We start from the raw sequence: 25,574 nt of genomic DNA, 5'->3' as shown, positions 1-25,574 counted from the left end.
GCACGGGCGCGGGTTACCCGATGGCGCGCACGCGAAACGCTTCCCACCTGTACCGTGCGATGAAGTAGGCGTCCATCACTGAAATTGCATAGACGAAAATCCCCCCGGCATTTCGCCCAATGAAAGACCGACCGGGCGCTGCAAGCTGCACTGTCACGAACCCTAGCGACAGCATGAAGAACATCATGATCAAGGCACGCGTGGGCATCCGGTTGATCACCTGACCGGCTCCTGGCAGAAGGGCTCCCGCTACCAGCACTAGATAAGGATGCACGGGACGCCGTGCGCGCGACGATTCAGGTTTGTTCATAAACACCTCCTCTGATTACATCTGCACACACCTGCACGGCCTGGTCGAGCAGCGCTTCAACGAGCGTTGTGGAAAGCCTCGCTTCGCGAAACACGGCCCGACGCATTACGAGATACTCACTGCGGTCCGCACCTTGTGCCTGATAGACGATCCGCACGCCATGTGGGGTGACGAGCATCTCCTTCGCACGCGGATCCGCGAAGAATTGCTTAACGTGAGGGTCCAGTACGGAAAGGGGTAACTCGGTGGCAGGTTTGTCGGCTTTGATCGTCGTCTGGCTGGGCCACTCCTGGGGAGGCACGAGGCGTAAAGGCAAGCTGTCGGCAGGGGAGTAGAACTCGGTGTTCTGCGCGCGGGCGAGGAGGTCTACCGCTCCCTTTATCGGCAATTTGCGCTTCACCGTGACGAGCAGCCAAAGCGAGGGCACCTTGCGGAAAGCAGCATCGTCGACGAGGGGGGCGACATGGACCTCGTATCCATCGTAGGACCCCGCCAGCACGGGCCAGGAGACACCGTCCTGGGTCAGGCGATGTTGCTCGAACAGCGCGAGGCATGCGTCGAACAGCCTGCCTCGCTCCGCTCGTAGTACCTTGCTGTTACGCAGGTACATCAGTGCGAGCACAATCAGGAACAGAAACGCAAGGGCAATACCCGTTGAGTGCATATCGGCCGCTCCACGTGGGTTCACGTCGGCTTTGGCAAGGAGAATGTCGATCAATAGTCCTTTGGACGCGGCCAGTCCATCGTGAACTGCTCGCCACGCTTGACGTATTTATAGCGATGCAGCGCAAACCAGATCGACGCCGTGATATAGAAGGCCATGATCGACAGAAGAGAAGTGCCGTACCCGAGATAGGTCGCGAAGTACGTCGCGGAGCAGAGTATGGCCAGCACGATCGACGGAATCGGATGGAACGGGTGAATGTAGCCGCGATTGATGATTCCGAGCGGCCATTTCCGACGGAACCTGACGATGTTGATGGACATGAATGTATAGCCGAGCAGGCCGGAAAGAATCGAGAATGTGATCACCTGGTCGAGCAGGCCCGTGAACGCGAAGGAGATGGCGATCGGCACGAGAAAAATGATCGCTCGGTATGGCGTGCGGTAGCGGGGGTGAACGGCGCCGAACCACATCGGCATATAGCGGTCTCTCGACATGGAAAACCATGCACGCGAGGCATCGTTGATACAGCCATTCGCCGACGCAACGGCCGAGAATAGTGTCCCGACGAACAACAGTACCTGCAACGACTTGCTGCCGGTAAGCCGCGCTGCGTCGTAGAGGGGCGTGACCGCCTGGCCGAGATACTCCCAGGGCATGAGGCCCGTGGCGACATACCATGTCATGGCAGCTGCGACGAGCAGCGTGATCATGCCCGACATCGTCCCGAGCGGAATCGAGCGGCCTGCGGAGCGAACCTCCTCGGCAGCCTGGCAAGTGCCTTCGATGCCGAGGTAATACCACATGCCAAATTGCAGGGCTGCGACGACCCCCAGCCATCCATACGGCAACTGGGTCAGTAACTCGTGATGAAGGAGTGTTTGTCCCGGATGCCAGGGGGCGACGCCAAGGAAGAGCATGACGATCGCGAGGAACGCAATGGCCGTGATGACGAAGTTGACCGTGAGCGTGACGAACACGCCCCTGTAATTGAGCAACGCGAGACAGGCGATCGTGACGAGTGTAAATGGCCGTGAATCGAAATTCGCGTAGCCCGAATCCGTGGCGACTGCTTTGACCAGATCGCCCACCACGAGCGCGTCCGCAGCCTCGAGCATCGTGTAAGCCATCACCAGATAGAGCCCGACGTTGAACGCCATCAGCGGCCCGATGATGTGCTTGGCCTGGGTATATTGCCCGCCCGCTGCCGCGACAGTCGAAGTCACTTCCGAGTCGATCATCGCGACGCATGTGTAGAGCAGACCGATGATCCAGCATGCAATCAGCGATCCGTATGCGCCGCCTTTCGCGACCGAAAAGTTCCAACCCATGAACTCGCCGACCAGCACGATGCCGACGCCAAGCGCCCACACGTGAATTGGGCCCAACACCTTCAGCAAAGCGATGCGCTCGCCTGTCTGTGCTACTCCTGCTGCGTCACTCATGAGTGGCTCCCTGTGGTTTATGCCAACACTGCGTAGCTATTCGTTCCCTTCCGTGGAACTCATCAGGAAGTCATCGTCGTATTCACGGCTAACCCTGAATGCGTCGACGAGAATCCAAGCGAAGATGAGAACGGACAGGCCCCATGCGGCATTGCTCGACCATTGCCAAAGATTCATGACATTACCTCCCAAATTTTTCCGCGATCACCTGACGGTATTGCTTGTCCGATACGCGCAGCACGAACACGAAGTACCCGACAATGACGAGTGCCGTCGCAATCAGCGAGACGGGTTCAATCTGATAGTCGAAACGTTGGGTAATGATCGGCTTCGCTTGTTGCACGTCGAAACCCAGCTTGCGCCATTGCCCTTCCATAGTGGCGTTTTGCCCCAAATCGCGCCACGTTACCTGCTTGCTCTCAGCCTGCGTTGCAGGAGCCTGGTCGGGGGCTTTCAGCAACAGGGGCGCGAGAAGGCTGCAGTACACGAGAACGAGCAGAAAGATGCTATCGATAAGCTGTCCGAATCCTTTCTGCACGGGAGGTACGTAATCGGCTGCCATGATGATTCTCCTCTTCAGGCGGTATTGCGGATTGCGCACGCAGGCAAATACCGTTCGTCACAGTTGTCGACTCGGGCAACTGTGTGACACGGCCGTGCGCAGAAAAAAGTGAAAAAGGCAGTCCTAGTCGACGGCAGGACTGAACGATCCATCGCCGCGTCCCGCCAACTCCGCCTTGGCAGCGCGATTTGCGTCCAGGTGACGGATGTCGAGGCCGTAGATGTGATCTTTGTCTTCCCTGTAGTGGCGAATCATCGCGATGATCGACGCGGAATTGAACACCAGTACGGCACCTGCGCCGATCGATAGTGCGAGCCGAACCGCCGCGTCGGCAGTCTGGGAGGTGACGGCAAAGTACACATAGCCCACGGTCGCCCACAACAGGAGGAGAGCGATTTGCGCCATACATTTGTCGCGGGAAAACATTCGATCAATACGCTTACGGATTGCGGGTTCCATGTCGTCCACTCCTTCCTGGGGTTACGCCGGAGACTCCGGCAAAGATCACTGATCGGGCTATCTTCCTGGTTCTGTGGGGTCAACAGAGTTTCGTGACAATATCTGTGTGTCCGCGTGGCCTTGTCAACAACGGGCAAGGGGTAGCCCGTTTAGTGGTGACTACGCCTACCTTTTTGGAGGTACTCGCGTTTGGTACTGCTCGACGGAGTTCGCGGCCGATGCGCGTGATGGCGAGACGAATCGTGGGGACCTAAAAAAATGTCCCTGAAGTCGTGGTGGGGCGTGACCTTCGACATGCCTGTCTGGGAGACGGCAGCGCTTGTGCGAGTGAGCGGAAATTCGAGGCGATACCCCTTAGGGTGTACTCGTGTTCCCTGACGAGAAAAAAAGGTGATTGGCGTTGACGCTTTGGGCGTGCTTCGCTACTGTTGGTCTCTGCCATTTCTCATTGATTCGCGTGACAGCGCAACGATGATGTTTCTTCATCCACGGACACGGAAAACGGCCAATGAACAGCAACCGAGCGTCTTCTATTGAACAGCCTCACATCATCGATGGCGTAGCCGCGGCCTCGAATGTCGTCGAGTCAATCAAGGCGAAAGTGCAGGCCGAAAAGCTACGGCCCGGTCTGGCCGTGGTTCTCGTGGGAAGAGACCCGGCAAGCAGCGTCTACGTGCGGAACAAAAAACGCCGTGCCGAAGAATGTGGATTTCTGTCCCGTCAGTACGATCTAGCCGAGGCCACCAGCGAGGTCGAACTGCTCGCGCTCATACGGGACCTCAATCAGGATCCCGAGATTCACGGCATCCTGGTGCAGCTGCCCCTTCCACCGCAAATCAATCCCAATGCTGTTATCGAGGCGATTGCCCCAAACAAGGACGTCGATGGATTTCATTATTCAAATGCGGGTCGCTTGGGAACGGGAGACATCGAACAAGCCATTGTTCCTTGCACGCCGCTTGGTTGCCTGCATTTGCTAAAGCAGGTGCTAGGCGATCGTCTACGCGGCAAGCATGCGGTCGTGATAGGGCGCTCCAATATCGTCGGCAAGCCGATGGCGAACCTGCTGATGCACAACGATTGCACGGTCACCATCGTCCACAGTCGTACGGTCGAGCCGCAGAACATTTGCCGTCAGGCTGACATCGTCGTTGCCGCGGTCGGTATCCCGAAGCTCGTGAAAGCGGACTGGATAAAGGAGGGAGCGGTCGCAATCGACGTAGGTATTAACCGGGTCACGAGAACCAATGGCGAATCGGGCCTCGTTGGCGACATCGACTACGACAACGTGTTGCCGCTCACCACCGCAATTACGCCGGTGCCGGGCGGGGTTGGCCCGATGACCATCGCGATGTTGATGCTGAATACGCTGAACGCTGCGGCGCGTTCGAATCAACCAGCCGCAACGTTGACAGTTTGAGTGGGACAGTCTCTGAACGTGTATATCGTCAATAGACCGCGAGACTGCGCGTGACAGCGACCACGAGGACCCCGGCGATGATCGTCCAATAGGGCAGGAGTCCCGCACGCCTGCCCGACTTGCCTTCCTCAGTCCTATGCATGTCCTCCATCATCGTTTCGGGAAAAATCCCTTTATCAGTGACGTAATGGCGATAAAGAAAAACGGGAATAATCAGTGCGGCGAAGGCGAGGCCCGAAATGAGCGTCCCCGAGCCCCAGATGTTCGACCCCATGCCGAGCAGTCCGAGATTGACGAATGAGAATAACGTTCCGAGCGCCAGCAGCCAGTTAGGAGCGCGGAACGGCCGGTGCCAGTCCGGGCGGTCGCGCCGGTGAATCCAGGCAGCGTTCAGATTCAAAAAGATGAAGATGATATAGCCAACGTTGGACATGGCCAGCACGAATACATAGTCCGACATCAAGAGGAGGATCAGGTTGAAGCACAGGTCTGTCCACATCGCCCGGGTCGGAGCTCCGTCTTGATTGACGTATGAGAGGTATTTCGGCAACCAGCCTTCCCGCGAAGCCTGATAGAGCGTCCTGGAGGACCCCGCCATCGCTGTCATGATGGCCTGCACGAGCGCCAGCACCAGCATGACCGCGAGCACGCGTTCTACAAACGGGCCACCGTGGATCATCGGTGCCATTGCCTTCGCGATACCCAAACCGCTATAGATGTCGGGGGCCAGCATGCCGCTATAGACGGCCGGTGTCACCACGTGCCCGGCTGCGTCCTTGACTTCAGGGGTGACCAGGTGGCCCAGCCCGAGCACACCCTGAAAGGACAGAGGCAACACCGTGAATACGAAGATGCACAGCAGGCCAGAATAGAGATTGGCCTTGAACGTATCGATCTTCGGATAACGGAATTCGCGCGTATAGCAGATGGCTGTCTCAAATGCATAGGTCGAATAGCCGGCGATGAAAAGTCCACCCGCCATCAGGGTAATTCCGGCGCGTCCCCATGTGCCATCTACGATCTGTCCGCTCGCGTCTCGCGCGAACGGAAGTAGCGGCAAAAGGTTGTGAAGCGGCAGATCGGCATGCAGAAGGGGCACGGTGCCAACGATGATCAGCGGTATGAGCGCAAGCACGCCGAGCGTCATCTGGATGCGCGCCGTGCGCAGGATGCCGCGATTCTGCATCGCAAAGGTGACAAGCAGAATCGCTGCACCTAGTATGAATGTTGCGTTGATCCGGAGGCTCAATCCGCTTCTCAACCAGTCGAGATTGACGAGTGTGATCTGCCAGGTATTGATTGCGGCTTCCGGCGGGAACATGATTGTCAGGACATAGCCTGCCCCAAGTCCGGATCCAATCGCAATCACCGGCGACCATCCGAACCAGCTGCACCACACAGATAGCGGCGCGAGCAGTTTTGCGTAGCGCACCCATGCGATTGCACCGTAGACCGACGCGCCACCAGACTTGTGCGGGAACAGCCCCGCAATCTCCGCATAGGAAAACGACTGGATAAAGCCCAGACCTATCGAGATCATCCAGACCGCCCACGAGAGCTTGCCGACTGTGGCCGCAATCGAGCCGATCGAGAAAAGGACCAGCGCCGATGCGCCGCTTGCCACCCAGAATGCGCCTGTCCACGTTATGCTTCTTTTTAACGAACCTTGCGGTTCGAGGGCGTGGGGTTCGGGAATCGCGCTCATTGCTGTCTTCCTTTCCGATGGGACACCTCGTGGGATGCCCCTTTCCATTGGTCAATTGAGGGGAAAAAACGGTCGCGCGAGTGCGCTACGGTTCGTGTGCGCCTTATGGCACAGCGAGCGCTTGTCGGTAACCGAATGTAGCACGCATGTGCTGATGGAAAAAATGATGCTTCTACGGCGCGAGCCCATTCCACAGCGATTCAGGCCTTCAGTCACTCTGACTGCCAGACGGACGTTGGCAGGGTCGCCGGAGTGAGTCGTTGATACGGAGGGGCGGATGAGAGGTGGTTCCCCCGCGGCTCAAGATCGTCACCGACCAGTTGCGCAGCTATCCGGCAGCGAAGGCGGATATTCCCGACCTCGCCCACGTCAGGCATGTATTGGTCAAGACGGCCGCGCGCGTGAACAACCGCGCGGAGAACAGTCATCAACCCACCCGCCGACGCGAACGCCAGATGTGCGGCTTTCGCGACCCCAAACGCACCCAGGCATTTCTGTCCAGCTCCGGTCCGATCCGCCAGCACTTCGCGTTGCCCACCGGATGAATGCCTCGCGTCATCGCACCGAACTCAAGGCGCGCTTCACGGCATGGCAACTCTGGAGCGAGGCAGAAGTCCGCACCAACGCTATTTGATTAGGATGCCAATACACTGTTGGCAAGATTCACCCTATAGCGGCTAACTTGACAATGCCCTCCACGCCGCACAAGTCTTTGCGCGTTGCGGATGGGCGAGGACGCGAATTGACACATTTATCGTCGCAACGTTGACAGATTCAATGCGGTCTACGGCTCAGACCCGGGCAAGCACTCGTGGTATCTCGTCTACGAGCGCGTCGATTGCGACGCGTACCTTCGAGGGCAGATGTCGCGATTGCGGGCGGATGACGTGAACCTCGGCGCCCTGCACGCTGTTGCTATCCATCACGAGCGACAGCCGGCCGTCGCGCAGATAGGGCGCCATGAGCCAGCATGGTAACCAGGCGAGGCCTGCGCCCGCAGCCGCTGCGTCGGCGATGGCCTGGAGGTCGTCATAACGCAGGCGCGCGGACAGTCGGCACTCCTGCACCTCGCCGTCTGCGCCGAGCACTCGCCATGGTGTGCTCTGTCCACCGCGGCCGTAAGCGATGCTGACGTGCGAGCCGAGGTCGGCGAGGCCCGACGGCCGCCCGTGTCGATCGAGCCAGGCCGGAGACGCGCAAATGCCCATCCGCTGAACGCCGAGCCGGCGCCCGACAAGGGTTGCATGGTCCGGCAGCGGTCCAATCCGCACGGCGATATCGAAGCCGTCCTCGACCAGGTCCGAAACGCGATCGCTGAACGACATCTCGACGTCGAGCAACGGATGGCGCTCGACCAGCTTCAGCATCACGGGTGCGACGCACTGCCTGCCGAACAGCACCGGCGCGGTGATGCGTAGCCGCCCGGACGGATCGCGGCGGCCCGCCTCCAGTGTCGCCTCGACCGCGCTGAGTTCGGCCATCACGCGTCGGCACTGCTCATAGTACGCATGTCCTTCGTCGGTTAGGCTCAGATGGCGGGTGGTTCGCTGCAGCAGCCTCACTCCGAGACGCTGCTCGAGCCTCGCGACAATCTTCGCGATCGCCGAGCGCGTGACACCAAGGCGTACGCCCGCTGCCGCGAAGGTGCCGGCATCCACGACATCCACAAATTCCGCAATGCCTCTTAGTCGATCGTCCATCGTGCGAGCTCCCGATACCGCGGTTTATGTTTCCTGGAAGGCGACGATAAGTCGTCAAAATCTCGTCAATGCGTCCTTTCCCGCAACACTAACATAGGTGCTTCTACCCGATGAGGAGTTGCTATGAACGCATGGAAACTGAAACCCGGCGCCGGTATCTCCGGCCTGAAGCGCAGCGACGCGACCATGCGATCGCCGGGGCCGACTGAGGTCGTTGTCAAGGTTCACGCGGCGTCGCTGAACTATCGGGACCTGATGTTCGCCCGCGGTGACTATCTCGGCATTGGCGATGCGCCGCTGATCCCGCTGTGCGATGGCGCGGGCGAAGTCGTCGAGACCGGCCGCGACGTGAGCCGCTTCAAATCGGGCGATCGCGTGGTCAACACATATTTCCCCCGTTGGATCGACGGCGCTCCGGCACCGTGGAAAGTCGACAGTTCGCCAGGCGCCAAAGTCAACGGCGTGCTGGCCGAGCGGTTCCTGGTCGACGAAACGGCTCTTGCGGTGATCCCGGCACACCTGGGTTATGAAGAAGCCTCCACGTTGTCGTGCGTCGGCGTCACCGCATGGAACGCGCTATTCGTGGACGGCGACGCGAAACCCGGTTCCACGGTGGTGCTGCTCGGCACAGGCGGGGTGTCGATCTTCGCGCTGCAGCTGGCGCGCGCGGCGGGTCTGCGCACGATCATCACGTCATCGAGCGATGAAAAACTGGAACGCGCGCGGAAACTCGGCGCCGATGAGACGATCAACTACCGCACCAAGCCGGAATGGCAGAACGAGGTTCTCCGGCTGACCGATGGGGTAGGCGCGGATATCGTGCTGGAGATCGGTGGACGGGACACACTGCCGCGCTCGGTGGCCGCGACGAAAATGGGCGGCCTCGTGTCGATCATCGGTGGTGTGAGCGGCTTTAGTGGACCGGAGCTTGGACTCCTGCCGGTGATCGGGGGCATCAAGCGGTTGCATGGAATCATGGTGGGCAGCCGCTCGATGCTCGACGAGGTTGTCAGGCTCGTGTCCGCGCATCAAATCCGGCCGGTGGTCGATCACGTCTTTGGCTTTGACGACGCGCCTGCCGCGTACAGGCATCTTGAGTCCGGACAGCACTTCGGTAAGGTGGTGGTCCGGATAGACGCTTGAACCCTGTACTGATGAGGGTTCGGCGATGTCTGGATACGCGGGCACGAGGCCTGGGGATATTGTCGAACCGCGTGGGCGGCAGTGATCGACTCTCAATGGCCGGTGTGTGGAGCGCTTCGAAAGGCCCAGTACGACCCGAAGCGGCCCGTCGAGCCAAAGACCGTCGGATGGCCGCTGACTGTGGAGCCAGTCGTTCGATACCGTCGGCGAAGACAACTCATCGGTGCATCAGTCCGACACTGCTGGGCGCGCCAACATCAATAACCATCAGATTGCGCGGCCACGACCAATAATGCTCCAGGAACGACGAAGAGCGCGAAGATCGGCCAAGTGAACTTCGCCCAGCCCTCCTGCTGGCCGGGGACTTTTGCCGCCGAGTCCATAGTTCGCGATCGTGTACCTGTCCGACAGTGCAATCAGAATTCACCCGATGTAGCGCGAAGTTTCAGGCGGACGGAATAGCAGTATCAGATTTAGTAATGGTGCTGCCCGATTATTTTGGCGTGTCGCGCGGATTACTACACTTCGCTCATCGGAACCGTACCAGTCGAAGCAAGGCATCCACGCATCCCTTCACCTACCGATTGGGTCCGATTCAATCGACCGCGTCAAGCGATGACGCGCCGGCGATCCTTTACCTTTAATCCGGGAGTACGCTGTGAAAGACGCATGCGCTCAATTGAGCCAGGTGAAACGCCTTGCTTGCACTTTCCTCATCTTTGGCTTTCTTGCGACTGGGCCGTTGAATGCCCAAGCGCAAACTCAAGTCCAGACTCAGCAGCAAAACGCTCTGCCTCATGTTGCTGTACTGGCAACCGGTGGAACAATCGCTGGAACCGCGGCTACCGAAACGCAGACGACGGGCTATAAACCGGGCGTACTCACTGCAGACGCGCTTCTCAAATCGGTTCCATCGCTGGGAAAGGTCGCCCAAGTATCAGGCGAGCAGGTCTCGAACGTTGGAAGCGAAAACATCACCAACGCTATTCTTCTTAAGCTTTCGAAGCGAGTAAACGAACTGTTGGCTCAACCCGATATCGCTGGCGTGGTTATAACTCACGGAACCGATACACTCGAAGAGACCGCCTATTTCCTGAATCTGGTCGTTAAGAGCGACAAGCCGGTCGTCGTGACCGGCTCAATGCGCCCTTCGACGGCTATTAGCGCGGACGGCCCTAGCAACCTGCTTCAGGCGGTGACTGTCGCAGCATCACCGGCGGCGCGCGGACGAGGGGTGATGATTGTTCTCAACGACCGGATCGGCTCCGCGAGATATACGACTAAAACTAACGCTGATAGCCTCGATACGTTCAAGAGCCCGGACGACGGCTACCTTGGTACGTTGGTTGACAACGTGCCGCACTTCGAAACTGCTGTAGTGAAACTTCACACAACGCAGACCCCGTTCGACGTGTCCAACCTCGATTCGCTTCCTGAAGTGGACATTATGTATGGCTATCAGAACGACGGAGGTTATCTCTATGACGGTGCAGTGGCCCACGGCGCGCGTGGCATCGTCGTGGCAGGCGTAGGCGCAGGCAGCGAGTCGCTTCTCGCGCTTCCGTCGATCAAGAAGGCAATCGATAAGGGTGTCATTGTGGTCCGTTCCTCACGAACCGGCAGCGGTTACGTCCCGGAAGATCCCGCTTACGTTGGCCTTCTCGGGGATAACCTCGATCCGCAGAAGGCTCGAATTCTCTTGATGCTCGCGCTCACGATCACAAAAGACCCGGCCCGGATTCAGGAGATGCTTCACCAATTCTGAAACATAGATGTGTGGGACGGAGAACTGCCCGGACGAAGTACCATTGAACGGCCCGGTGCTACGCGCTGGGCTTTTTTACGCCTTTAAAAAGGCGGCGCCCGCTGAGATTAACCTTGCTTCGAGTTAGTATTAGAAACTCTGATACTAGGGCTGGACCTGCTGTTTTACTGAATTTCTCGTCATAGACTGTTTTCAAGATGCCAAGACCACTTAGGCATTACACCGAGACAGGAGACGACAGTGAGCAATCAGGTGTTACTCGAAGACGTACCCCTTCGTCCTTTCCACGTGGGCGTCGCGTTCAGTGGCACGGGCGGGCAATTCAGCGACGGTTTCGTGCTTGGCATCATCGGCATCGCCGTCAGCATGGCAACGGGCCCCCTTCACCTCGACGCGTTCTGGATGGGACTACTCGGAGCGGCGTCGCTTGCGGGCCTCTTCTTCGGCAGCATGTTGGCAGGCCCGTTTGCAGACAAGTTCGGTCGCCGATCGATCTTTGCCTATGACATGCTGCTCTTCGCCGTCGTCTCGGGCGCGCAGTACTTTGTCACCTCGCCTACGCAGCTATTCGTTCTGCGTCTGCTTTTAGGGTTCATTCTCGGCGCTGACTATGTCGTGAGTAAGTCCCTGGTCACTGAGTATTCTCCGCGTCGCTACCGGGGACGCCTGCTCAACGTTCTTGCCGCGGCTTGGGCGGCCGGCTATGTTGGCGCCTACCTTGCCGGGTTCGCAATGCGCGACATTGGCCCGGACGCCTGGCGAATCATGCTCGCGGCGAGCGGCGTTCCCGCCCTGTTGATTCTTCCGTTCCGTCTCATAGTGCCGGAATCGCCGATGTGGCTGATGAAACGCGGACGCGGCGACCAAGCTCTGGCCATCATTCGCCGTAAGTTCGGTCCCGAGGTTACCCTTCCGAAGCCCGCGGCCGATGCAAATCAGCATCGCGGCGGCGCATGGTCCGAGCTGTTCTCGCCGCGTTGGCGCAAAAACACCCTTGTCGGTTGCGTCTTCTACACGTGCCAGGTCATCCCTTACTTCGCATTGGGGACGTTCGCGCCGCGAGTGCTTGAGGCGCTGCACGTCAAAGACAAATTCGTTGGCGGCCTTGTCTACAACGTTCTGTTGTTCGCCGGTGCCATCATCGGGCTCTTGCTGGTCGATCGGCTGTCTCGCCGCACCTTCCTGATCGGGACGTTCTACCTCGCATCGCTTGCTCTGGCGGTGCTTGCGTATGCCAATTTCGGCCCCGTCGGAACGATGATTGCATTCGGCGCATTCGCATGCATTCTCTCGGCAGCAGCAAACCTTGAATTCGTCTATCCGCCCGAACTCTTCCCGACTCATCTGCGTGCATCTGGCGTGGGCCTGGCAGTTGCGTCCAGTCGCTTCGGTTCGGCAATCAGCACGTTCTTGCTTCCGCTGGCGGTCCAACACGTCGGCATTCACGCGGCGTTGGGCGTATGCGTCGCAGTGCTGCTCTTTGGCGGGGCCTTCTGTCACCTGATGGCACCTGAAACGGGCAATGAGAATTTGACCGACGTAAAGGCCGATACCACCGCCCAGGAAGAATCCCTTGCTGCTAAGCGCCATGCCTGACGGCTTACGTCTTCGTGGTGAGTGGCGAGCAGTCGGTTCCTCAAAGCGGAAAAGCATGCGGTTCTCAAGTCATCAAATATGCGACAGTGGGGCCAGGCAACTATCAGGAACCGAGCAATGTCATCGAACAAGCCACTCGACATGCATGCAGTGCAAATCTTTGTGGCCGTTGCCGAAGAAGGAAGCATGTCGGCAGCGGCAGCGAGGATGGGCATCTCACAATCAGGCGTGTCGCAGATAGTCCGGCAGCTTGAGGAAGAGTTAGGCGTCGTGCTGGTCAACCGTACGACACGACCGCTCGCATTAACGCCGTTTGGAATCGCACTTCGGAATCGCGGTGCAGTCTTGAGTGAGGAAATTGCCAACCTGAAGGCGCAGGTCGTCGAGGCAGGTCAAGGAATCAAACCTGATTTGCGTATCGGATTGGTCGACTCCTTCGCATCAACTTGCGGCTCACTCTTCACGAAAAACCTGCTCAGCAGGGTTTCGCAGCTCTCGATACGCACCGGTCTAAGTCCGCAGCAGGGCGAAGCTCTGTTGCGCCGAGACCTGGACCTCATCATAACCAGCGACCCGTTGATGGATGCGAATGACGTTGTTCGCTACAGGCTGTTCTCAGAACGGTACTTCGTTATAACCCCAAAGGAGATGACAAAGCCTGTGCGAACTCTGGACGATCTGCGGTCGCTTTCGAAGAGCTTGCCTATCGTCCGGTTCAACCGAACCTCTCAGGTTGGCATGCAGATCGAACGGTATCTTCGGCGAATTGAAGTTCGCGCCCCCAACAGGCTGGAGCTGGACAACGCGGACGCCCTCACGTCCATGGTCGCCGAAGGCATCGGCTGGGCAATTACATCTCCCATGTGCCATCTCCAAGCGGTGACACATGCGGGCAACGTCGCTACTCACGTAGTTGACAAAATGGGCTTGGAGCGCTCGCTTTATCTAGTGGCGCGACGAGACGAATACAACGCATTCTTCGATGACGCTTGCGAGACCGCGCATATGGTCATCAAAACATCGTTCATGCCGAGGCTGAAAGCCGTTGGCTCAGACATCGAATCTCTTATTACCGTTGGCGAAAGGAACACTCATGAATAAGCTTACTCAAGGCGAGCAGCGCACCGAGCAGGACTACGTCGGCAATGTCACCATTCCGGCTGACAAGCTCTACGGTGTGAACACCGTTCGAGGCGTCGAAAATCTTACGGTGTCCCCGCTCAATGTGGCCCACTACGCACAATTCCGGGACGCGTTCGCACAGGTGAAGTGGGCCGCCGCACTGGCGAACTTCGACAACAACGTCGTGACCAAGGAACAGTGCGAAGCGATCGCACAGGCCTGTCAGGAAGTCATCGCCGGGAGGTGCGACGCGTCGCTTCTCGTAGATTTGATGGAAGGTTCGGGCGGGACTTCGACGAATATGAACTTCAACGAGGTCATCGCCAACCGTGCGCAGCAGTTCCTCGGACACGCACCGGGCAGTTACGAAGTGGTTCATCCGAACGATCACGTCAATGCTTCGCAGTCGACAAACGACGCTTACCCGGCAGCTTTGAAGATCGCGACATATGCGATGCTCGGACCCTTGATCGAAGAGTTGTCGCAACTTGCGGTTCTGTTCGACGGCAAGGCCACCGAGTTTGCCGATGTGCTGCATCTGGGCCGCACCTGCCTACAGGACGCGCAACCGATGCGTCTCGGCCAGCTGTTTGGAGGCTATGCTTCTTTGACGAAGCGTCTGGCCGAAGAACTCACTGTAGTTCGCGACAAGCTTCGCACGCTTCCGCTGGGTGGCACGGCGATCGGGACTGGTTTCGGCGCTCCGGCTGGCTACCGCGCTGCAGTGTATTCGCATCTTGGCAAAATCACGGGGGTGGACTATCAGGCACCAACGAACTCCTTCGATGCAATGCAGAACATGGACGTGTTCTCGCGAGTTTCGGCAGAACTCCGCACGACCGCCGTATCGCTCGCAAAGGTTGCTTCCGACCTGACGGTGCTGTCCTCGGGACCGGTGGGTGGCTTGGGCGAACTGAAGCTGCCAGAGGCACAGGCCGGTTCTTCAATCATGCCCGGGAAGGTCAACCCAGTCCTACCGATGGCAATGCTCCAACTGAGCTTCGCGGTCGTTGGAAACGACGTCACAGTTGCTCAGGCAGTGCAGTACGGTGAATTGGAAATCAACCATTTCGAGCCCGTAGTTGCGTCTCGTGTGTTTGACAGCATCGTGCTGCTCACAAACGGCATTCAACGTTTCGCACAGAAATGCGTCAAGGGCATCCAGGCCGACGTTGAACGTAACGAGAAGCATCTTTTGGAATCGATGGCAGTTGCGACGGCGTTGGTTCCCAAGGTCGGCTACGCCCGTGTAAGTAAGCTCGCTCGCCAGTCGGTGGCGGAGGGCCGCTCGCTGGTCACCATCCTGGACGAATCGGGGTTGCTGTCTCCCGATGCGACCATCGCTGCGATCCGCAAGGCATCTTATCCTGTATTCGACGTATAACCGAAATGAATGGGGTCGGCCGTGCGGACAGTTTCGCGAGCCGGCCATCACCCTGCGACTTTAAAGACTAAAAGACATCAATGTTGGGAAAAGTCGAACTACTGAAGCTCCTCGACGATAGACAAATACCGTTCTCTTGCGAGCAGCATGACTCGGTGCTCAATATGGCTGAGTCAGGCAAACTCAACCTCGTGCTTGAGGGTGCGCGGTGCAAGAATCTTCTGCTTCAAGACAAAAAGGGACGTTACTGCCTGATCGTTACGACGGCCTCCAAGTCTCTCGATTTGGTTGCTTTGGCGGACCTGCTTGGCAGCAAGCGTCTCTCCTTCGCGTCGCCAGACAAACTCATGGAACTGCTGGGCGTCCTGCCCGGATCCCTGAGTCCGCTTGCGCTGGTCAACGATGAAGGGAAGCGTGTTCGGCTCATTGTGGACTACGATCTGCACGCAGAACCGTTGTTTCTCTTTCATCCGTTAGAGAACAACGCAAGCGTTTCGCTTTCTAAACAAGCATTTGACGCGTTCCTCCGAACCATCGGTCATCGCGCCGACTGGAGACCGCTCCCTGATCGCGGCGTCGCTTAGAACGCCGTATCCGTGCGACAAGACCAGTGCTCATACGCTGGCTTCGGGCCACAATAGGACATTGGAGACATGTCTATAGATCGATGACGATCGCCGCGTTTTCGTACCCAGAATTCCGGAATGGCTACAATGTAATTCAGCCAGTCTACGGGTCGGTCCTCGAATGACAACGAAACAGAGATTTACCACTGCGCTGTTTTGCGCGCTCGCTTGGATCGTTATCGACCAGTTGACGAAAGCATTGTTTAAGCAAATATTGTCGTCCGGCGAGGTAGTGTCGCTGTTTGCCGGAAGTCTCCTGGTTCTTCCCACCTACAACCATGGCGCGTTCCTTAGCCTTGGGGCGGAAATGTCCGATGCGACGCGCAATGCAATTCTCGTATATGGTGTTTCGGCGATTCTGGTCGGTCTGGTTGGTTGGCTGTTGCGGTCGCCTAAGCTTGGCCGAGTTGACGTCATTGCGATAGCTTGCATTCTGGGCGGTGGACTTAGCATCGGCATCGACCCGGTCCGGCTATGACCGGTCACTCAAGGTCTCCTCCGGAATCCGCGACCATTAGACAGAAACCGCTATACAGGGAGCATTGGGGATGTTGATCGCCTTCGGGGGACTACCGGGAACCGGAAAGACAACGGTAGCGCAAACACTCGCACGTAGGCTCGCCGCAGTTTATCTGCGTATCGACACGTTGGAACAGGCATTCATCGCGTCCGGGGACTGGCAGGCGGATATCGGAGCTGCCGGCTACCTGGCCGCATATGCAGTTGCGGGCGATAACTTACGGCTTGGGTTGACCGTCGTCGCGGACTCGGTCAATTCGTTGCACATTACGCGTAGCGCCTGGACAAATGTGGCGTTCGACGCAGGTGTGCAAATTTTCGAAATCGAGTTGGTTTGTTCGGACGCCGCGATGCATCGTCAGAGGGTCGAGGGGCGAAAGGCTGATATCCCGGGCTTCCAGCTGCCGACATGGAAGAGCGTGCTCGAACGTCAATACGAACCATGGGAATCGGTAAACCTCGTCGTCGACACCGCAAAGGTTTCGGTCGAACAAGCCGTTGAAGCAATCATGCAGCGCCTGTTAGCGGCACCTCCGGATAATGGAACGGTTTAGCGTGCGAGACGCCGAGCATGCTGATTGCATGGGGTGGCGCTCGGCCAACTGCGGACGCTTGGCCTCAACAAATGCCCGTCAGATAGCGGACGTTCGATGGGTTGGGTATTCTGTTCCAACGAGCGCGGATTTCGCTTACGCGGACCTTTCCACGCTACACCCTTGGCTAACGCCTTCTTTCCAGGGGCAAACATTGGCAGACGAAAATAATTTTGTAGCCGTAGTCGTCGCGATTGAGGACGAGACAGCAATTCGCTCGTTGCTAGCTCGTTTGCACGATGCGTGGGCGCGTGGCGATGGGGCGGCATATGCACAGTGTTTTGCGGAACAGTCTGACTACATCACATTCAACGGGATGCATCTTCGCAGTCGGGCCGAGAATTCTGCGGTACACAGCGCGCTCTTCCGAGGCGTCCTTAAAGACACCGGACTGTCGGTCGAAATCGAAAGCATCGTCCTACTCTCGAGCAACATTGCGCTGGTTCATACTGCAGGAAGTGGGCGAAAGAGATCCTATCAAACCTATGTCCTCGTAAAAGCTGGCGGAGACTGGTTAATCCGATCGTTCCAGAATACCCGCGTACAACCGCTCAGCGTCAAAATCACGCGCTGGGCACAGAGATGCGCCGATCGTCGATAGCCTCACGACCCGTCAAACGCAGAAGCTGACGACGGCACTCTGGAAAAGCTGTCGCTCGTCGCCGACGGCTCAGGGTCGGTTTGGTGCATTCGCCGCCGGCCCGGTGGCGGCCAAGTGCCAGCGGCCCCCATCAGGCAGAACCCGGCCACTTTCTGCCGCTCGCCTGAACCGTGCAGAGGTCATTCGAACGGCCGGTCCACTTCGAAACCCGCCCGATGCGCGACGCGCGCTTGTCTTACGGTTTGTTCGACGCCTGCCCATGTCCGCGGGCTCGCGAGCACGCGTCAGCGCACGCGGGCAGGCGTTGGGCAAACCTAAAAAACTACTGTCTTTGAGACGCCGGTCAGGATGTGCGCACTGCTCCGTTAGCTGCCCCGGCGGCGGACACTATATTTTTCGATGTGGTTGGCCTTACCCCGGTTTAGGTCCTTGGAAAGAACTGACTGTCCACGTGTCAGTGTGAAGCCACCGGTGCACGTACGCGAACGCAGAGGACGGTGTCCTCGCGGTCGAAGTGGCGACCATTGAACAAACGATGTTGTCTAGGCAACGTGACCGCGAACCATTCCTTGTTCATTACCAAACCTGGCGCGTCCCACTTTCCAGGAAGCGGAGTGGTCCCGGAAGCAAAGATGTTCCGGAAGCACCAAATTCAGGGTGCACCGATGCGCGACAACACCCGTGCCATGGAGCACTGCGGTCATCAATGGCTCCGCAGATCCATCTCTCAGCACGATCGGTGTGCCTGATCGTCGACTCGGGGCATACCCCAGATAAGTCCTGGTTTTTTGGAATTCAGCTTGCATCCAGATTTTTTTTTCAGCATCCTGACTAGACAAGATGCGATGCGAAGATAGTCGCGCGCTCATTCCAGAGGTTCCGCAATCACAGGAGAGTCGAGATGCACGCGAAGTACAGCAGGTTGGCGAAGGGATTGATCGGTGCTGCAGTCGGTGCCGCCGTGCTGTGCGGCGGTGCCGCGCAGGCAAAGGAATGGAAGACGGTGACGATCGCGCTCGAAGGCGGCTACGCGCCCTGGAACCTGACGCTGCCGGGCGGCAAACTGGGCGGTTTCGAGCCTGAGCTGGTCGCGAACCTGTGCGCTCGCGCGCAGCTGCAGTGCAATCTCGTGGCGCAGGACTGGGACGGCATGATTCCGGGCCTTCAGGCCGGCAAGTTCGATGTGCTGATGGACGCGATCTCGATCACGCCCGAACGCGAGAAGATCATTGCATTCTCGAAGCCCTATGCGGCGACGCCCGCGACCTTCGCTGTGACCGACACGAAAATCGTGCCGAAGACGGCCGCCAGCGCCCCCCCGCTGAAGCTTGATAGTGACGCGCGGTCCCAAGCCCCCGCTGTGGACGCGCTGCGCACCGCGTTCAAGGGCAAGACGATCGGCATCCAGTCAGGCACGGTCTATACACGCTTCATCAACGAGAACTTCAAGGATGTCGCGTCGATCCGCGTGTACAAGACTTCGCCGGAGCGCGATCTCGATCTGGCCAACGGCCGCATCGACGCCTCGTTTGACGACGTGACCTACTACGCCGCCAATGCCGACAAGAAGGAAACGTCCTCCACGGTGACGGTCGGCCCGAAGATCGGCGGCCCGATCTGGGGGCCGGGCGAAGGGCTCGCTTTCCGCAAGCAGGACGCCGACCTCAAGGCGAAGTTCGACACGGCGATTGCTGCCGCGCTCGCCGACGGCACGGTGAAAAAGCTCTCGCAGAAGTGGTTCAAGACCGACGTGACGCCCTGAGCGGCGCCTACAGACTGGCCGCGCGCCGCGCAGCACCTGGTTGAGGGGCGCGCGGCCCCGTTCGCAAGCTTGCCTGGGGTAGGAAAATGTCTCTGTTCGAAATGCTTGGATTTGGTCCTGATGGCTGGGCCGGCGTGCTGTTGCTCGGTGCGCTTATGACTGTTGCCCTGACTCTCGCTGCGCTCGCGATCGGTGCCGTATTCGGCGCGCTCATCGCCGCCGCGAAGCTCTCGCGCTATCGCACGGCGCGCGTGATCGGTGACTGCTACACCACCGTATTTCGCGGAGTTCCTGAGTTGCTCGTCATCTATCTGTTCTACTTCGGCGGCTCGACGCTGGTTTCGTCTATCGGCCAGTGGTTCGGCGCGGACGGCTTCATCGGCGTGCCGCCTTTTGCAATCGGTGCGTTCGCGGTAGGCATGATTTCCGGCGCTTACCAGGCCGAGGTGTATCGCGCTGCGGTATTGGCCGTCTCGCGTGGCGAACTGGAAGCGGCGCGGGCGATCGGCATGCCTACGCTCACCATGGCGCGCCGCATCCTGATTCCCCAGGTACTGCGATTCGCGCTCCCTGGCATCGGAAACGTCTGGCAGCTGAGCCTCAAGGATTCCGCGCTGATTTCCGTCACCGGACTGGTCGAACTGCTGCGCGCAAGCCAGGTGGCCGCCGGTTCCACACACCAGTACTTCCTCTTCTTCGTGGTGGGCGGGGCTCTCTATCTCGTGATGACGGGCATGTCGAACCGCGTTTTCGGCCGCGCGGAAGCGATCGTCGCACGGTCCTTCAAGCGCAATTTCGCACGTAACTGACACCACGGCGCCCCATCATGCATATCGATTTCGACTTCCTTCTCGACACGATGCGCCAGTTGATCGCGGCTGTCCCGATCACGCTGGGCCTGTTCTTCGCGTCGCTGGTGCTGGGCGGCCTGCTCTCGCTCGTGATCGTGACGATGCGCGTGTCGCCGCACTGGTTGCCCAACCGTTTCGCGCGTGCCTACATTCTGGTGTTTCGCGGCTCGCCGCTGCTGATCCAGATGTTTCTCGTGTACTACGGGCTCGGCCAGTTCGGTGTGATCCGCGAGAGTTTCCTGTGGCCCGTGCTGCGCGAGCCGTACATCTGCGCCGTGCTGTCACTGGCACTGTGCACGGCGGGCTACACCGCCGAAATCATCCGCGGTGGGCTGATGGCCGTGCCGGTGGGGCAGATCGAGGCGGGCTATGCGATCGGTCTGTCGGGCTTCGCGCTGCTGCGTCGGGTGATCGGGCCGATCGCGCTGCGCCAGTGCCTGCCCGCCTATTCGACCGAGGCCGTATTGCTCGTGAAGTCGACGGCGCTGGCGAGCCTCGTCACCGTGTGGGAAGTGACCGGCGTCGCGCAGCAGATCATCCAGCAGACCTATCGCACGACCGAGGTCTTCACCTGCGCCGCGCTGATCTACCTGTTCCTCAATTTCCTCGTTGTGCGGATCCTCGGACTCCTCGAACGCCGCCTCTCGCACCATCTGCGCCCTGCGCCGTCGGTCGTTCGCCGCCCCGCAGCGAAACTCGAAACCCACCGCGCAGCCTCGTGAGCCGCCGCCCCATCCGGAGAAACTTATGAATGCAGCTGCACCGGTCGCCCTTTCCGTGAGAAACATCCACAAGTCCTTCGGCGACCATCATGTCCTCAAAGGCATTTCGCTCGACGCTCACGAAGGCGACGTGATTTCCATTCTCGGCGCGAGCGGCTCGGGCAAGAGCACCTTCCTGCGCTGCCTGAACCTGCTCGAGATTCCGGACGATGGCTCGGTTGCGCTCGGCGGCGAGGAGCTCAAAATGAAGCGCCGCCGCGACGGCAAGCTGCACCCGGACGACCGCCGCCAGGTGGACCGCGTGCGTTCGCAGCTCGGTATGGTGTTCCAGAACTTCAACCTGTGGTCTCACATGACCGTGATCGAGAACCTGATCGAAGGTCCGATGCGGGTGCAAAAGCGCAGCCGCGCGGAGGCCGTCGAGGAGGCCGAGGCGCTGCTCGCCAAGGTGGGGCTCGCGGACAAGCGCGGCCACTACCCGGCGCACCTCTCGGGCGGCCAGCAGCAGCGCGTGGCGATTGCACGGGCGCTCGCCATGCATCCGAAGGTAATGCTGTTCGACGAGCCCACCTCGGCGCTCGACCCGGAACTGGTCGGTGAAGTGCTGCGCGTGATGCGCGCGCTGGCCGACGAAGGTCGCACGATGCTCGTGGTGACACACGAAATGGGATTCGCCAGGCACGTGTCCAATCGCGTGATGTTTCTGCATCAGGGCCAGGTGGACTCGGACGGCACGCCCGGGGAGGTCTTCGGCGATCTGAAATCGCAGCGTTTCCGCCAGTTCGTGTCGAGCCATGAAGACCGCAACACCCAATAATCCACCGGCAGGCCGCGTTATGTCAGTTACCCGTTCCGAGCAGCCTCTCGACTGGCGCGACGTTTGCGCAGTCGCAGCGGGCGCCACGCTCGAGCTTTCCGCGTACGCGCGGGCACGGATCCGTGCCGCTCGCGAACTCATCGATCAGATCGTTGCGCGCGGTATTCGCGCGTATGGCGTGAATACGGGCGTGGGCGCGCTGTGCGATGTGGTGGTGTCGCCAGCCGAGCAGCACGATCTGTCGCACAACATCCTGATGAGCCACGCGGTGGGCGTTGGTGCGCCGCTCGGCGCCGAGGAGACGCGCGCGATCATGGCGGCCGCCATCAACAACTACGCGCATGGACACTCGGGTGTGCGTATTGAAGTCGTCGAGCGTCTGCTCGCGCTGCTCGAAGTGGACTGCCTGCCCGAGGTGCCCGCCTTTGGCTCCGTCGGCTACCTGAGCCACATGGCGCACATCGCGCTGGTCTGCGTGGGTGCGGGGCACGTGAAGTGGCGCGGCGAACGCATGAGCGGCGCCGAGGCGCTGCGGCGGCTCGGGCTCGAACCACTGTCGCTCGAAGCGAAAGAGGGTTTGAGCCTCGTGAACGGCACGCCCTGCGTGACCGGCCTCGCGGCACTTGCACTCCGGCGCGCGCAGCGGCTGCTAGACTGGGCCGACGTGGTGTCCGCGATGAGCTTCGAGAATCTTGGCGGACAGATGGCGGCCTTCGACGCGGGATCGCTGGCGTTTCGCGTATCGCCCGGGCTTGCCCAGGTGGGCGCGCGCATGCGGGCGGCGCTTGCCGGTAGCGGCTTGTTGGGGGCGTCGATCGGACGTCGCACGCAGGATCCGCTCAGCATGCGCACGATTCCGCACGTTCACGGCGCGGCGCGCGACGTACTGGCCGCCACGGCGGAAGTGGTGAATCGCGAGCTGGCCTCGACGACCGACAATCCGATCGTCGCGGGTACACCGCAAGAGCCTCAGGTGTATTCGCAGGCGCATGCAGTGGGCGCTTCGATCGCGCTCGCCATGGACAGTCTCGCCGCCGCGCTGGCTCAGGTCGCCGCGATGGCCGAACGCCGTCTCGACCGGCTCGTGAATCCACTGGTGAGCGGCTTGCCCGCCTTCCTGGCGCAAGCAAGCGGCACGCGCTCGGGCTTCATGATTGCGCAGTACACGGCAGCCTCGCTGGTTGCCCAGAACCGGCGCGAGGCCGCGCCCGCAAGCCTCGATGGTGGCGTGACCTCGGGGCTGCAGGAGGATCATCTCTGCCACGCGACGCCGGCTGCGCTCAAGGCGCTCGCGGTGCTCGAAAACAGCAGCCGTATCCTCGGCATCGAGCTGCTCGCGGCGGTGCAGGCGTACGACCTGCAGCCGGTCAAGGCCGAGCGCGCGCCATACACCGAGGGGCTGCACGCACAAATTCGCGCCATTGTGCCGACCTATCGCGATGACCGCCCGCTTGCCGACGATATGACGCTGGCTTTCCGCATGATCGCCGATCGCGATCCGCCGCCGGTGCCCGACCCGTTGCCGGCGAGGTCGGCGCCTGTCCTGTGGACGGCCGCGGCGATGGAGCCCGCGGCGCGCAGTACCGCGCAGCCCGCCAACGACGCCATGCCTGGCGCAGTGGGCAGTTGAGGCGCTCGAGTGGACTCGAGCGAGGTGTTGCACAGCGCCAGCAAGAAATAGATCATGTTGGGAAAATGACGCGCATGAACTCTACCGTGCAGGCAGTGGAAGAAACAGGACGGACGCAGCGCAAGCTCGCGCCCGCATATGAGCAGATCAAGCGCTACGTGATAGAGCGCATCGCGAACGGCACGTGGAAGCCGGGGGACGCGATTCCTTCGGAGACCATGCTCGTCAAGGAATTCGGGGTGGCTCGCATGACGGTCTCCCGCGCTTTGCGCGAATTGACCACCGAGCGCGTCCTGACGCGCGTGCAGGGCTTGGGCACCTTTGTGGCGCCGCGCGAGTACGAGTCCACGGTGCTTGAAATCCGCAATATCGCCGATGAGATTGCCTCGCGAGGCCATCGACACGCCGCGCGCGTGATCGGGCTCGGGACGACCAACCTGCAGACGGCGATCAGCGAACTCGATCTCGCCAGCGGTCCGGTGTTCCACTCCACCATCGTGCATCTGGAGGAGGGGGAGCCGATCCAGTATGAAGACCGCTACGTCAATCCAAAGGTGTTCCCGCACTATCTGGAGCGGGATTTCTCGTTGGAAACGCCCAATCGTTACATGGTGCGGCTGGCACCGATCCAGCGCGCGGAATTCCGCATCTATGCGCACAAGCCCGACGCGCAGATCCGCCGGCAACTGGAGATGGACATTGGTGAGCCCTGCCTCATGGTGTGGCGGCGCACATGGGTCGGTGAGGCGGTCGCGACAGCGGTTCGGCTATGGCATCCCGCCTCACGCTTTCATTTGGCTGGGCATGTATGAAGCGAGTGGGCTCCTGTCTCACATCGCGGCGAATATACCCTCGAAAAGGTGAGCCCTGCCGGTGAGAGAACAGGTTCAAGCAGTAGCTGACGCGCGGCCACGTCTTCCAGTTTCCCACGCATCGTCCGGCCAGCGCTGGAACGCGACAATTCCGGTCGCCGGATTGCTGCTGCGAACTTCAATCTCGACAAGATGCCGGTACAGGCGATCCAGCATCCTGGCGTACCGCAGACGCGTCGTCGTACCTGGCGCACAGCGGATCTCGACATCGTTGAAAAACGACTCGATGTGCTCGGTGCCGAAGGTGGACAGCGACGCGCCACGGGCGACCAGATGACGATGGAAGCGTGCAAACATGGCCGCACGCTGGACGCGCGAGCGTGCTGCCAAAGGCTTCCGGTCTGCGCCGACCGCCTCGGCTTCCTGCCAGACCCGGTGCGTGAGTCCCGGTGCATTCCCGACCGCGGCCGAAGCCATTCACCCCGACCTCGAGGGGTACACCGCGATGGTTCGGGTGGTACATGAGCTGAATCACCCCTTTACCGCACCCACGGCGATGCCGGACACGATGCGCCGCTGGAACACGACGTAAAGCACGACGATCGGCGCCGCGGCCAGCACAAGACCCGCGCACAACAGCGGAACATTCGTCGTATATTCGCCGCGCAATGCGGCGATACCGACCATTAACGTGCGCTTGTCCTGAAGCACGAGCAGCGAAATCAATACGTCGTTCCAGCAATACAGCGTGTTCAGAATGCCGAGCGTGACGAGCGCAGGCTTGCCCATCGGCAGCATCACGTACCACCATGCCTGCAGAATGCTCGCGCCATCGATCCGTGCGGCCTCGAGCAGGTCACGCGGCACGCTCGAATAAAACGCGGTCATCAGATACACGCTAAACGGAAGAAAGAAGGCGGTATAGGAAATGATCAGGCCGACGCGCGTATTCAACAGACCCAACGCAATAATCGTCTGATAGAACGGCACGAGCACCACCTGCACCGGAATCATCAGCGACGCGAGGATGACCACGAAAATCAGCTTGCGATACGGGAACCGCAGAAATGCGAACGTAAAGCCCGCGAGCGATGAAACGACCAGCAAGCACGCGACCGCGCCCACCGTCACGAGTATCGAGTTGATGTAGTACTCGCCGAGATTGGCCTGCACGCAAGCTTGAATGAAGTTCTCGAACGTCGGATGAGCCGCGATGCCGAAACGGTCAAGGATATAGTCACGCGTCGACTTGAACGCGTTGTTGAGCGCAAACGCCAGCGGATAGACGCACGACACGGCGAGCACGGCCATCGGAACGGACAGCGTCCAGAGCACTCGCCGGTCCTGCTTTACGGTGATCGCCATG

Annotated in this window: 26 protein-coding genes and 1 pseudogene; 17 read left to right on the top strand and 10 right to left on the bottom strand. The window is 59.8% G+C overall.

Translation table 11 applies throughout. The features are described from left to right. Positions 1–13: 13 nt before the first annotated feature. The 5 genes from AB3X96_RS30075 to AB3X96_RS30055 all read right to left on the bottom strand — a co-directional run bounded on the left by AB3X96_RS30075 (position 14) and on the right by AB3X96_RS30055 (position 3,440). Positions 14–310 (bottom strand): hypothetical protein, encoded by a 297-nt coding sequence (locus tag AB3X96_RS30075; RefSeq protein WP_368592563.1) that lies wholly within the window; start codon positions 308–310, stop codon positions 14–16. Next, complete coding sequence (locus tag AB3X96_RS30070; protein ID WP_368592562.1) at positions 297–1,028, bottom strand: hypothetical protein; 732 nt, start codon at positions 1,026–1,028, stop codon at positions 297–299. Before AB3X96_RS30070 ends, AB3X96_RS30075 begins: the two co-directional genes overlap by 14 nt. Then, the gene (locus AB3X96_RS30065) at positions 1,025–2,419 is read right to left on the bottom strand and encodes an APC family permease (protein WP_176125227.1); all 1,395 of its coding nucleotides are present in this window, start codon (positions 2,417–2,419) and stop codon (positions 1,025–1,027) included. The genes AB3X96_RS30070 and AB3X96_RS30065 overlap by 4 nt, the downstream gene beginning before the upstream one ends. 181 nt (positions 2,420–2,600) lie before the next feature. Further along, positions 2,601–2,981 (bottom strand): hypothetical protein, encoded by a 381-nt coding sequence (locus tag AB3X96_RS30060; RefSeq protein WP_368592561.1) that lies wholly within the window; start codon positions 2,979–2,981, stop codon positions 2,601–2,603. A gap of 123 nt (positions 2,982–3,104) precedes the next feature. Further along, positions 3,105–3,440: a hypothetical protein gene (locus AB3X96_RS30055; RefSeq protein WP_368592560.1), complete on the bottom strand. Its 336-nt coding sequence runs from the start codon at positions 3,438–3,440 to the stop codon at positions 3,105–3,107. A 508-nt stretch (positions 3,441–3,948) separates the two neighbouring features. Between AB3X96_RS30055 and AB3X96_RS30050 the strand changes: the two genes are divergently transcribed. Next, the gene (locus tag AB3X96_RS30050; RefSeq protein ID WP_368592559.1) at positions 3,949–4,860 is read left to right on the top strand and encodes a bifunctional 5,10-methylenetetrahydrofolate dehydrogenase/5,10-methenyltetrahydrofolate cyclohydrolase; all 912 of its coding nucleotides are present in this window, start codon (positions 3,949–3,951) and stop codon (positions 4,858–4,860) included. 28 nt (positions 4,861–4,888) lie between these two features. Here the strand turns inward: AB3X96_RS30050 and AB3X96_RS30045 are convergent, their stop codons facing one another. Then, entirely contained in the window at positions 4,889–6,565 is a 1,677-nt protein-coding gene (locus AB3X96_RS30045) for an APC family permease (RefSeq protein ID WP_368592558.1), read from the bottom strand. Positions 6,566–6,870: 305 nt separating this feature from the next. Here AB3X96_RS30045 and AB3X96_RS30040 point away from each other — a divergent pair. After that, positions 6,871–7,199 (top strand): annotated as a pseudogene (locus AB3X96_RS30040) (IS6 family transposase); the annotation flags it as partial. Between the two features lie 157 nt (positions 7,200–7,356). Here AB3X96_RS30040 and AB3X96_RS30035 read toward each other — a convergent pair. Next, on the bottom strand, positions 7,357–8,265 hold the full coding sequence (locus tag AB3X96_RS30035) for a LysR family transcriptional regulator (RefSeq protein ID WP_368592557.1): 909 nt from the start codon (positions 8,263–8,265) through the stop codon (positions 7,357–7,359). A 123-nt stretch (positions 8,266–8,388) separates the two neighbouring features. Between AB3X96_RS30035 and AB3X96_RS30030 the strand changes: the two genes are divergently transcribed. After that, positions 8,389–9,408 (top strand): NAD(P)-dependent alcohol dehydrogenase, encoded by a 1,020-nt coding sequence (locus tag AB3X96_RS30030; protein ID WP_368592556.1) that lies wholly within the window; start codon positions 8,389–8,391, stop codon positions 9,406–9,408. Between the two features lie 257 nt (positions 9,409–9,665). On the opposite strand, the gene AB3X96_RS30025 is transcribed toward AB3X96_RS30030, so the two are convergent. Next, on the bottom strand, positions 9,666–9,791 hold the full coding sequence (locus AB3X96_RS30025; RefSeq protein WP_368592555.1) for a hypothetical protein: 126 nt from the start codon (positions 9,789–9,791) through the stop codon (positions 9,666–9,668). A gap of 275 nt (positions 9,792–10,066) precedes the next feature. Between AB3X96_RS30025 and AB3X96_RS30020 the strand changes: the two genes are divergently transcribed. From AB3X96_RS30020 to hutC, 14 genes are all read left to right on the top strand, one after another. Then, entirely contained in the window at positions 10,067–11,173 is a 1,107-nt protein-coding gene (locus AB3X96_RS30020) for a type II asparaginase (protein ID WP_368592554.1), read from the top strand. 240 nt (positions 11,174–11,413) lie between these two features. After that, positions 11,414–12,769: an MFS transporter gene (locus AB3X96_RS30015; RefSeq protein ID WP_368592553.1), complete on the top strand. Its 1,356-nt coding sequence runs from the start codon at positions 11,414–11,416 to the stop codon at positions 12,767–12,769. Positions 12,770–12,886: 117 nt separating this feature from the next. Beyond that, positions 12,887–13,870: a LysR family transcriptional regulator gene (locus AB3X96_RS30010; RefSeq protein WP_368592552.1), complete on the top strand. Its 984-nt coding sequence runs from the start codon at positions 12,887–12,889 to the stop codon at positions 13,868–13,870. Continuing rightward, complete coding sequence (locus AB3X96_RS30005) at positions 13,863–15,275, top strand: aspartate ammonia-lyase (RefSeq protein ID WP_368592551.1); 1,413 nt, start codon at positions 13,863–13,865, stop codon at positions 15,273–15,275. The genes AB3X96_RS30010 and AB3X96_RS30005 overlap by 8 nt, the downstream gene beginning before the upstream one ends. An 80-nt stretch (positions 15,276–15,355) precedes the next feature. Then, positions 15,356–15,859 (top strand): YbaK/EbsC family protein, encoded by a 504-nt coding sequence (locus tag AB3X96_RS30000; RefSeq protein WP_368592550.1) that lies wholly within the window; start codon positions 15,356–15,358, stop codon positions 15,857–15,859. A gap of 163 nt (positions 15,860–16,022) precedes the next feature. Further along, positions 16,023–16,379 carry a signal peptidase II gene (locus tag AB3X96_RS29995; RefSeq protein ID WP_368592549.1) on the top strand — a complete coding sequence of 119 codons (357 nt, stop codon included), beginning with the start codon at positions 16,023–16,025 and terminating at the stop codon, positions 16,377–16,379. 70 nt (positions 16,380–16,449) lie between these two features. After that, positions 16,450–16,974: an AAA family ATPase gene (locus tag AB3X96_RS29990; protein WP_368592548.1), complete on the top strand. Its 525-nt coding sequence runs from the start codon at positions 16,450–16,452 to the stop codon at positions 16,972–16,974. Beyond that, complete coding sequence (locus AB3X96_RS29985; protein WP_368592547.1) at positions 16,961–17,614, top strand: SgcJ/EcaC family oxidoreductase; 654 nt, start codon at positions 16,961–16,963, stop codon at positions 17,612–17,614. The genes AB3X96_RS29990 and AB3X96_RS29985 overlap by 14 nt, the downstream gene beginning before the upstream one ends. Before the next feature lie 901 nt (positions 17,615–18,515). Continuing rightward, complete coding sequence (locus AB3X96_RS29980; RefSeq protein WP_368592546.1) at positions 18,516–19,376, top strand: transporter substrate-binding domain-containing protein; 861 nt, start codon at positions 18,516–18,518, stop codon at positions 19,374–19,376. Positions 19,377–19,462: 86 nt separating this feature from the next. After that, positions 19,463–20,185 carry an ABC transporter permease gene (locus AB3X96_RS29975; RefSeq protein WP_368592545.1) on the top strand — a complete coding sequence of 241 codons (723 nt, stop codon included), beginning with the start codon at positions 19,463–19,465 and terminating at the stop codon, positions 20,183–20,185. A 17-nt stretch (positions 20,186–20,202) separates the two neighbouring features. Further along, a complete protein-coding gene (locus tag AB3X96_RS29970) occupies positions 20,203–20,949 on the top strand; it encodes an ABC transporter permease (protein WP_129959160.1) in 747 nt (248 codons plus the stop codon). A gap of 25 nt (positions 20,950–20,974) precedes the next feature. After that, positions 20,975–21,766 (top strand): ABC transporter ATP-binding protein, encoded by a 792-nt coding sequence (locus AB3X96_RS29965; RefSeq protein WP_368592544.1) that lies wholly within the window; start codon positions 20,975–20,977, stop codon positions 21,764–21,766. A gap of 19 nt (positions 21,767–21,785) precedes the next feature. Further along, positions 21,786–23,396 (top strand): histidine ammonia-lyase, encoded by a 1,611-nt coding sequence (gene hutH, locus AB3X96_RS29960; RefSeq protein ID WP_368592543.1) that lies wholly within the window; start codon positions 21,786–21,788, stop codon positions 23,394–23,396. 74 nt (positions 23,397–23,470) lie between these two features. Continuing rightward, positions 23,471–24,208, top strand: a complete 738-nt coding sequence (gene hutC, locus AB3X96_RS29955) for a histidine utilization repressor (RefSeq protein WP_368592542.1) — start codon at positions 23,471–23,473, stop codon at positions 24,206–24,208. A 75-nt stretch (positions 24,209–24,283) separates the two neighbouring features. On the opposite strand, the gene AB3X96_RS29950 is transcribed toward hutC, so the two are convergent. Together AB3X96_RS29950 and AB3X96_RS29945 are read right to left on the bottom strand one after the other, a co-directional pair. Further along, the gene (locus AB3X96_RS29950; protein ID WP_368592541.1) at positions 24,284–24,685 is read right to left on the bottom strand and encodes a hypothetical protein; all 402 of its coding nucleotides are present in this window, start codon (positions 24,683–24,685) and stop codon (positions 24,284–24,286) included. Between the two features lie 54 nt (positions 24,686–24,739). Then, the gene (locus AB3X96_RS29945; RefSeq protein WP_176110901.1) at positions 24,740–25,573 is read right to left on the bottom strand and encodes a carbohydrate ABC transporter permease; all 834 of its coding nucleotides are present in this window, start codon (positions 25,571–25,573) and stop codon (positions 24,740–24,742) included. Between the last annotated feature and the right edge of the window lies 1 nt (position 25,574).

The sequence above is a fragment of the Paraburkholderia sp. BR13439 genome, assembly GCF_040948805.1.
Classification (GTDB): Bacteria; Pseudomonadota; Gammaproteobacteria; order Burkholderiales; family Burkholderiaceae; genus Paraburkholderia; species Paraburkholderia youngii.
This window is presented reverse-complemented; position numbering and strand designations above follow the sequence as displayed.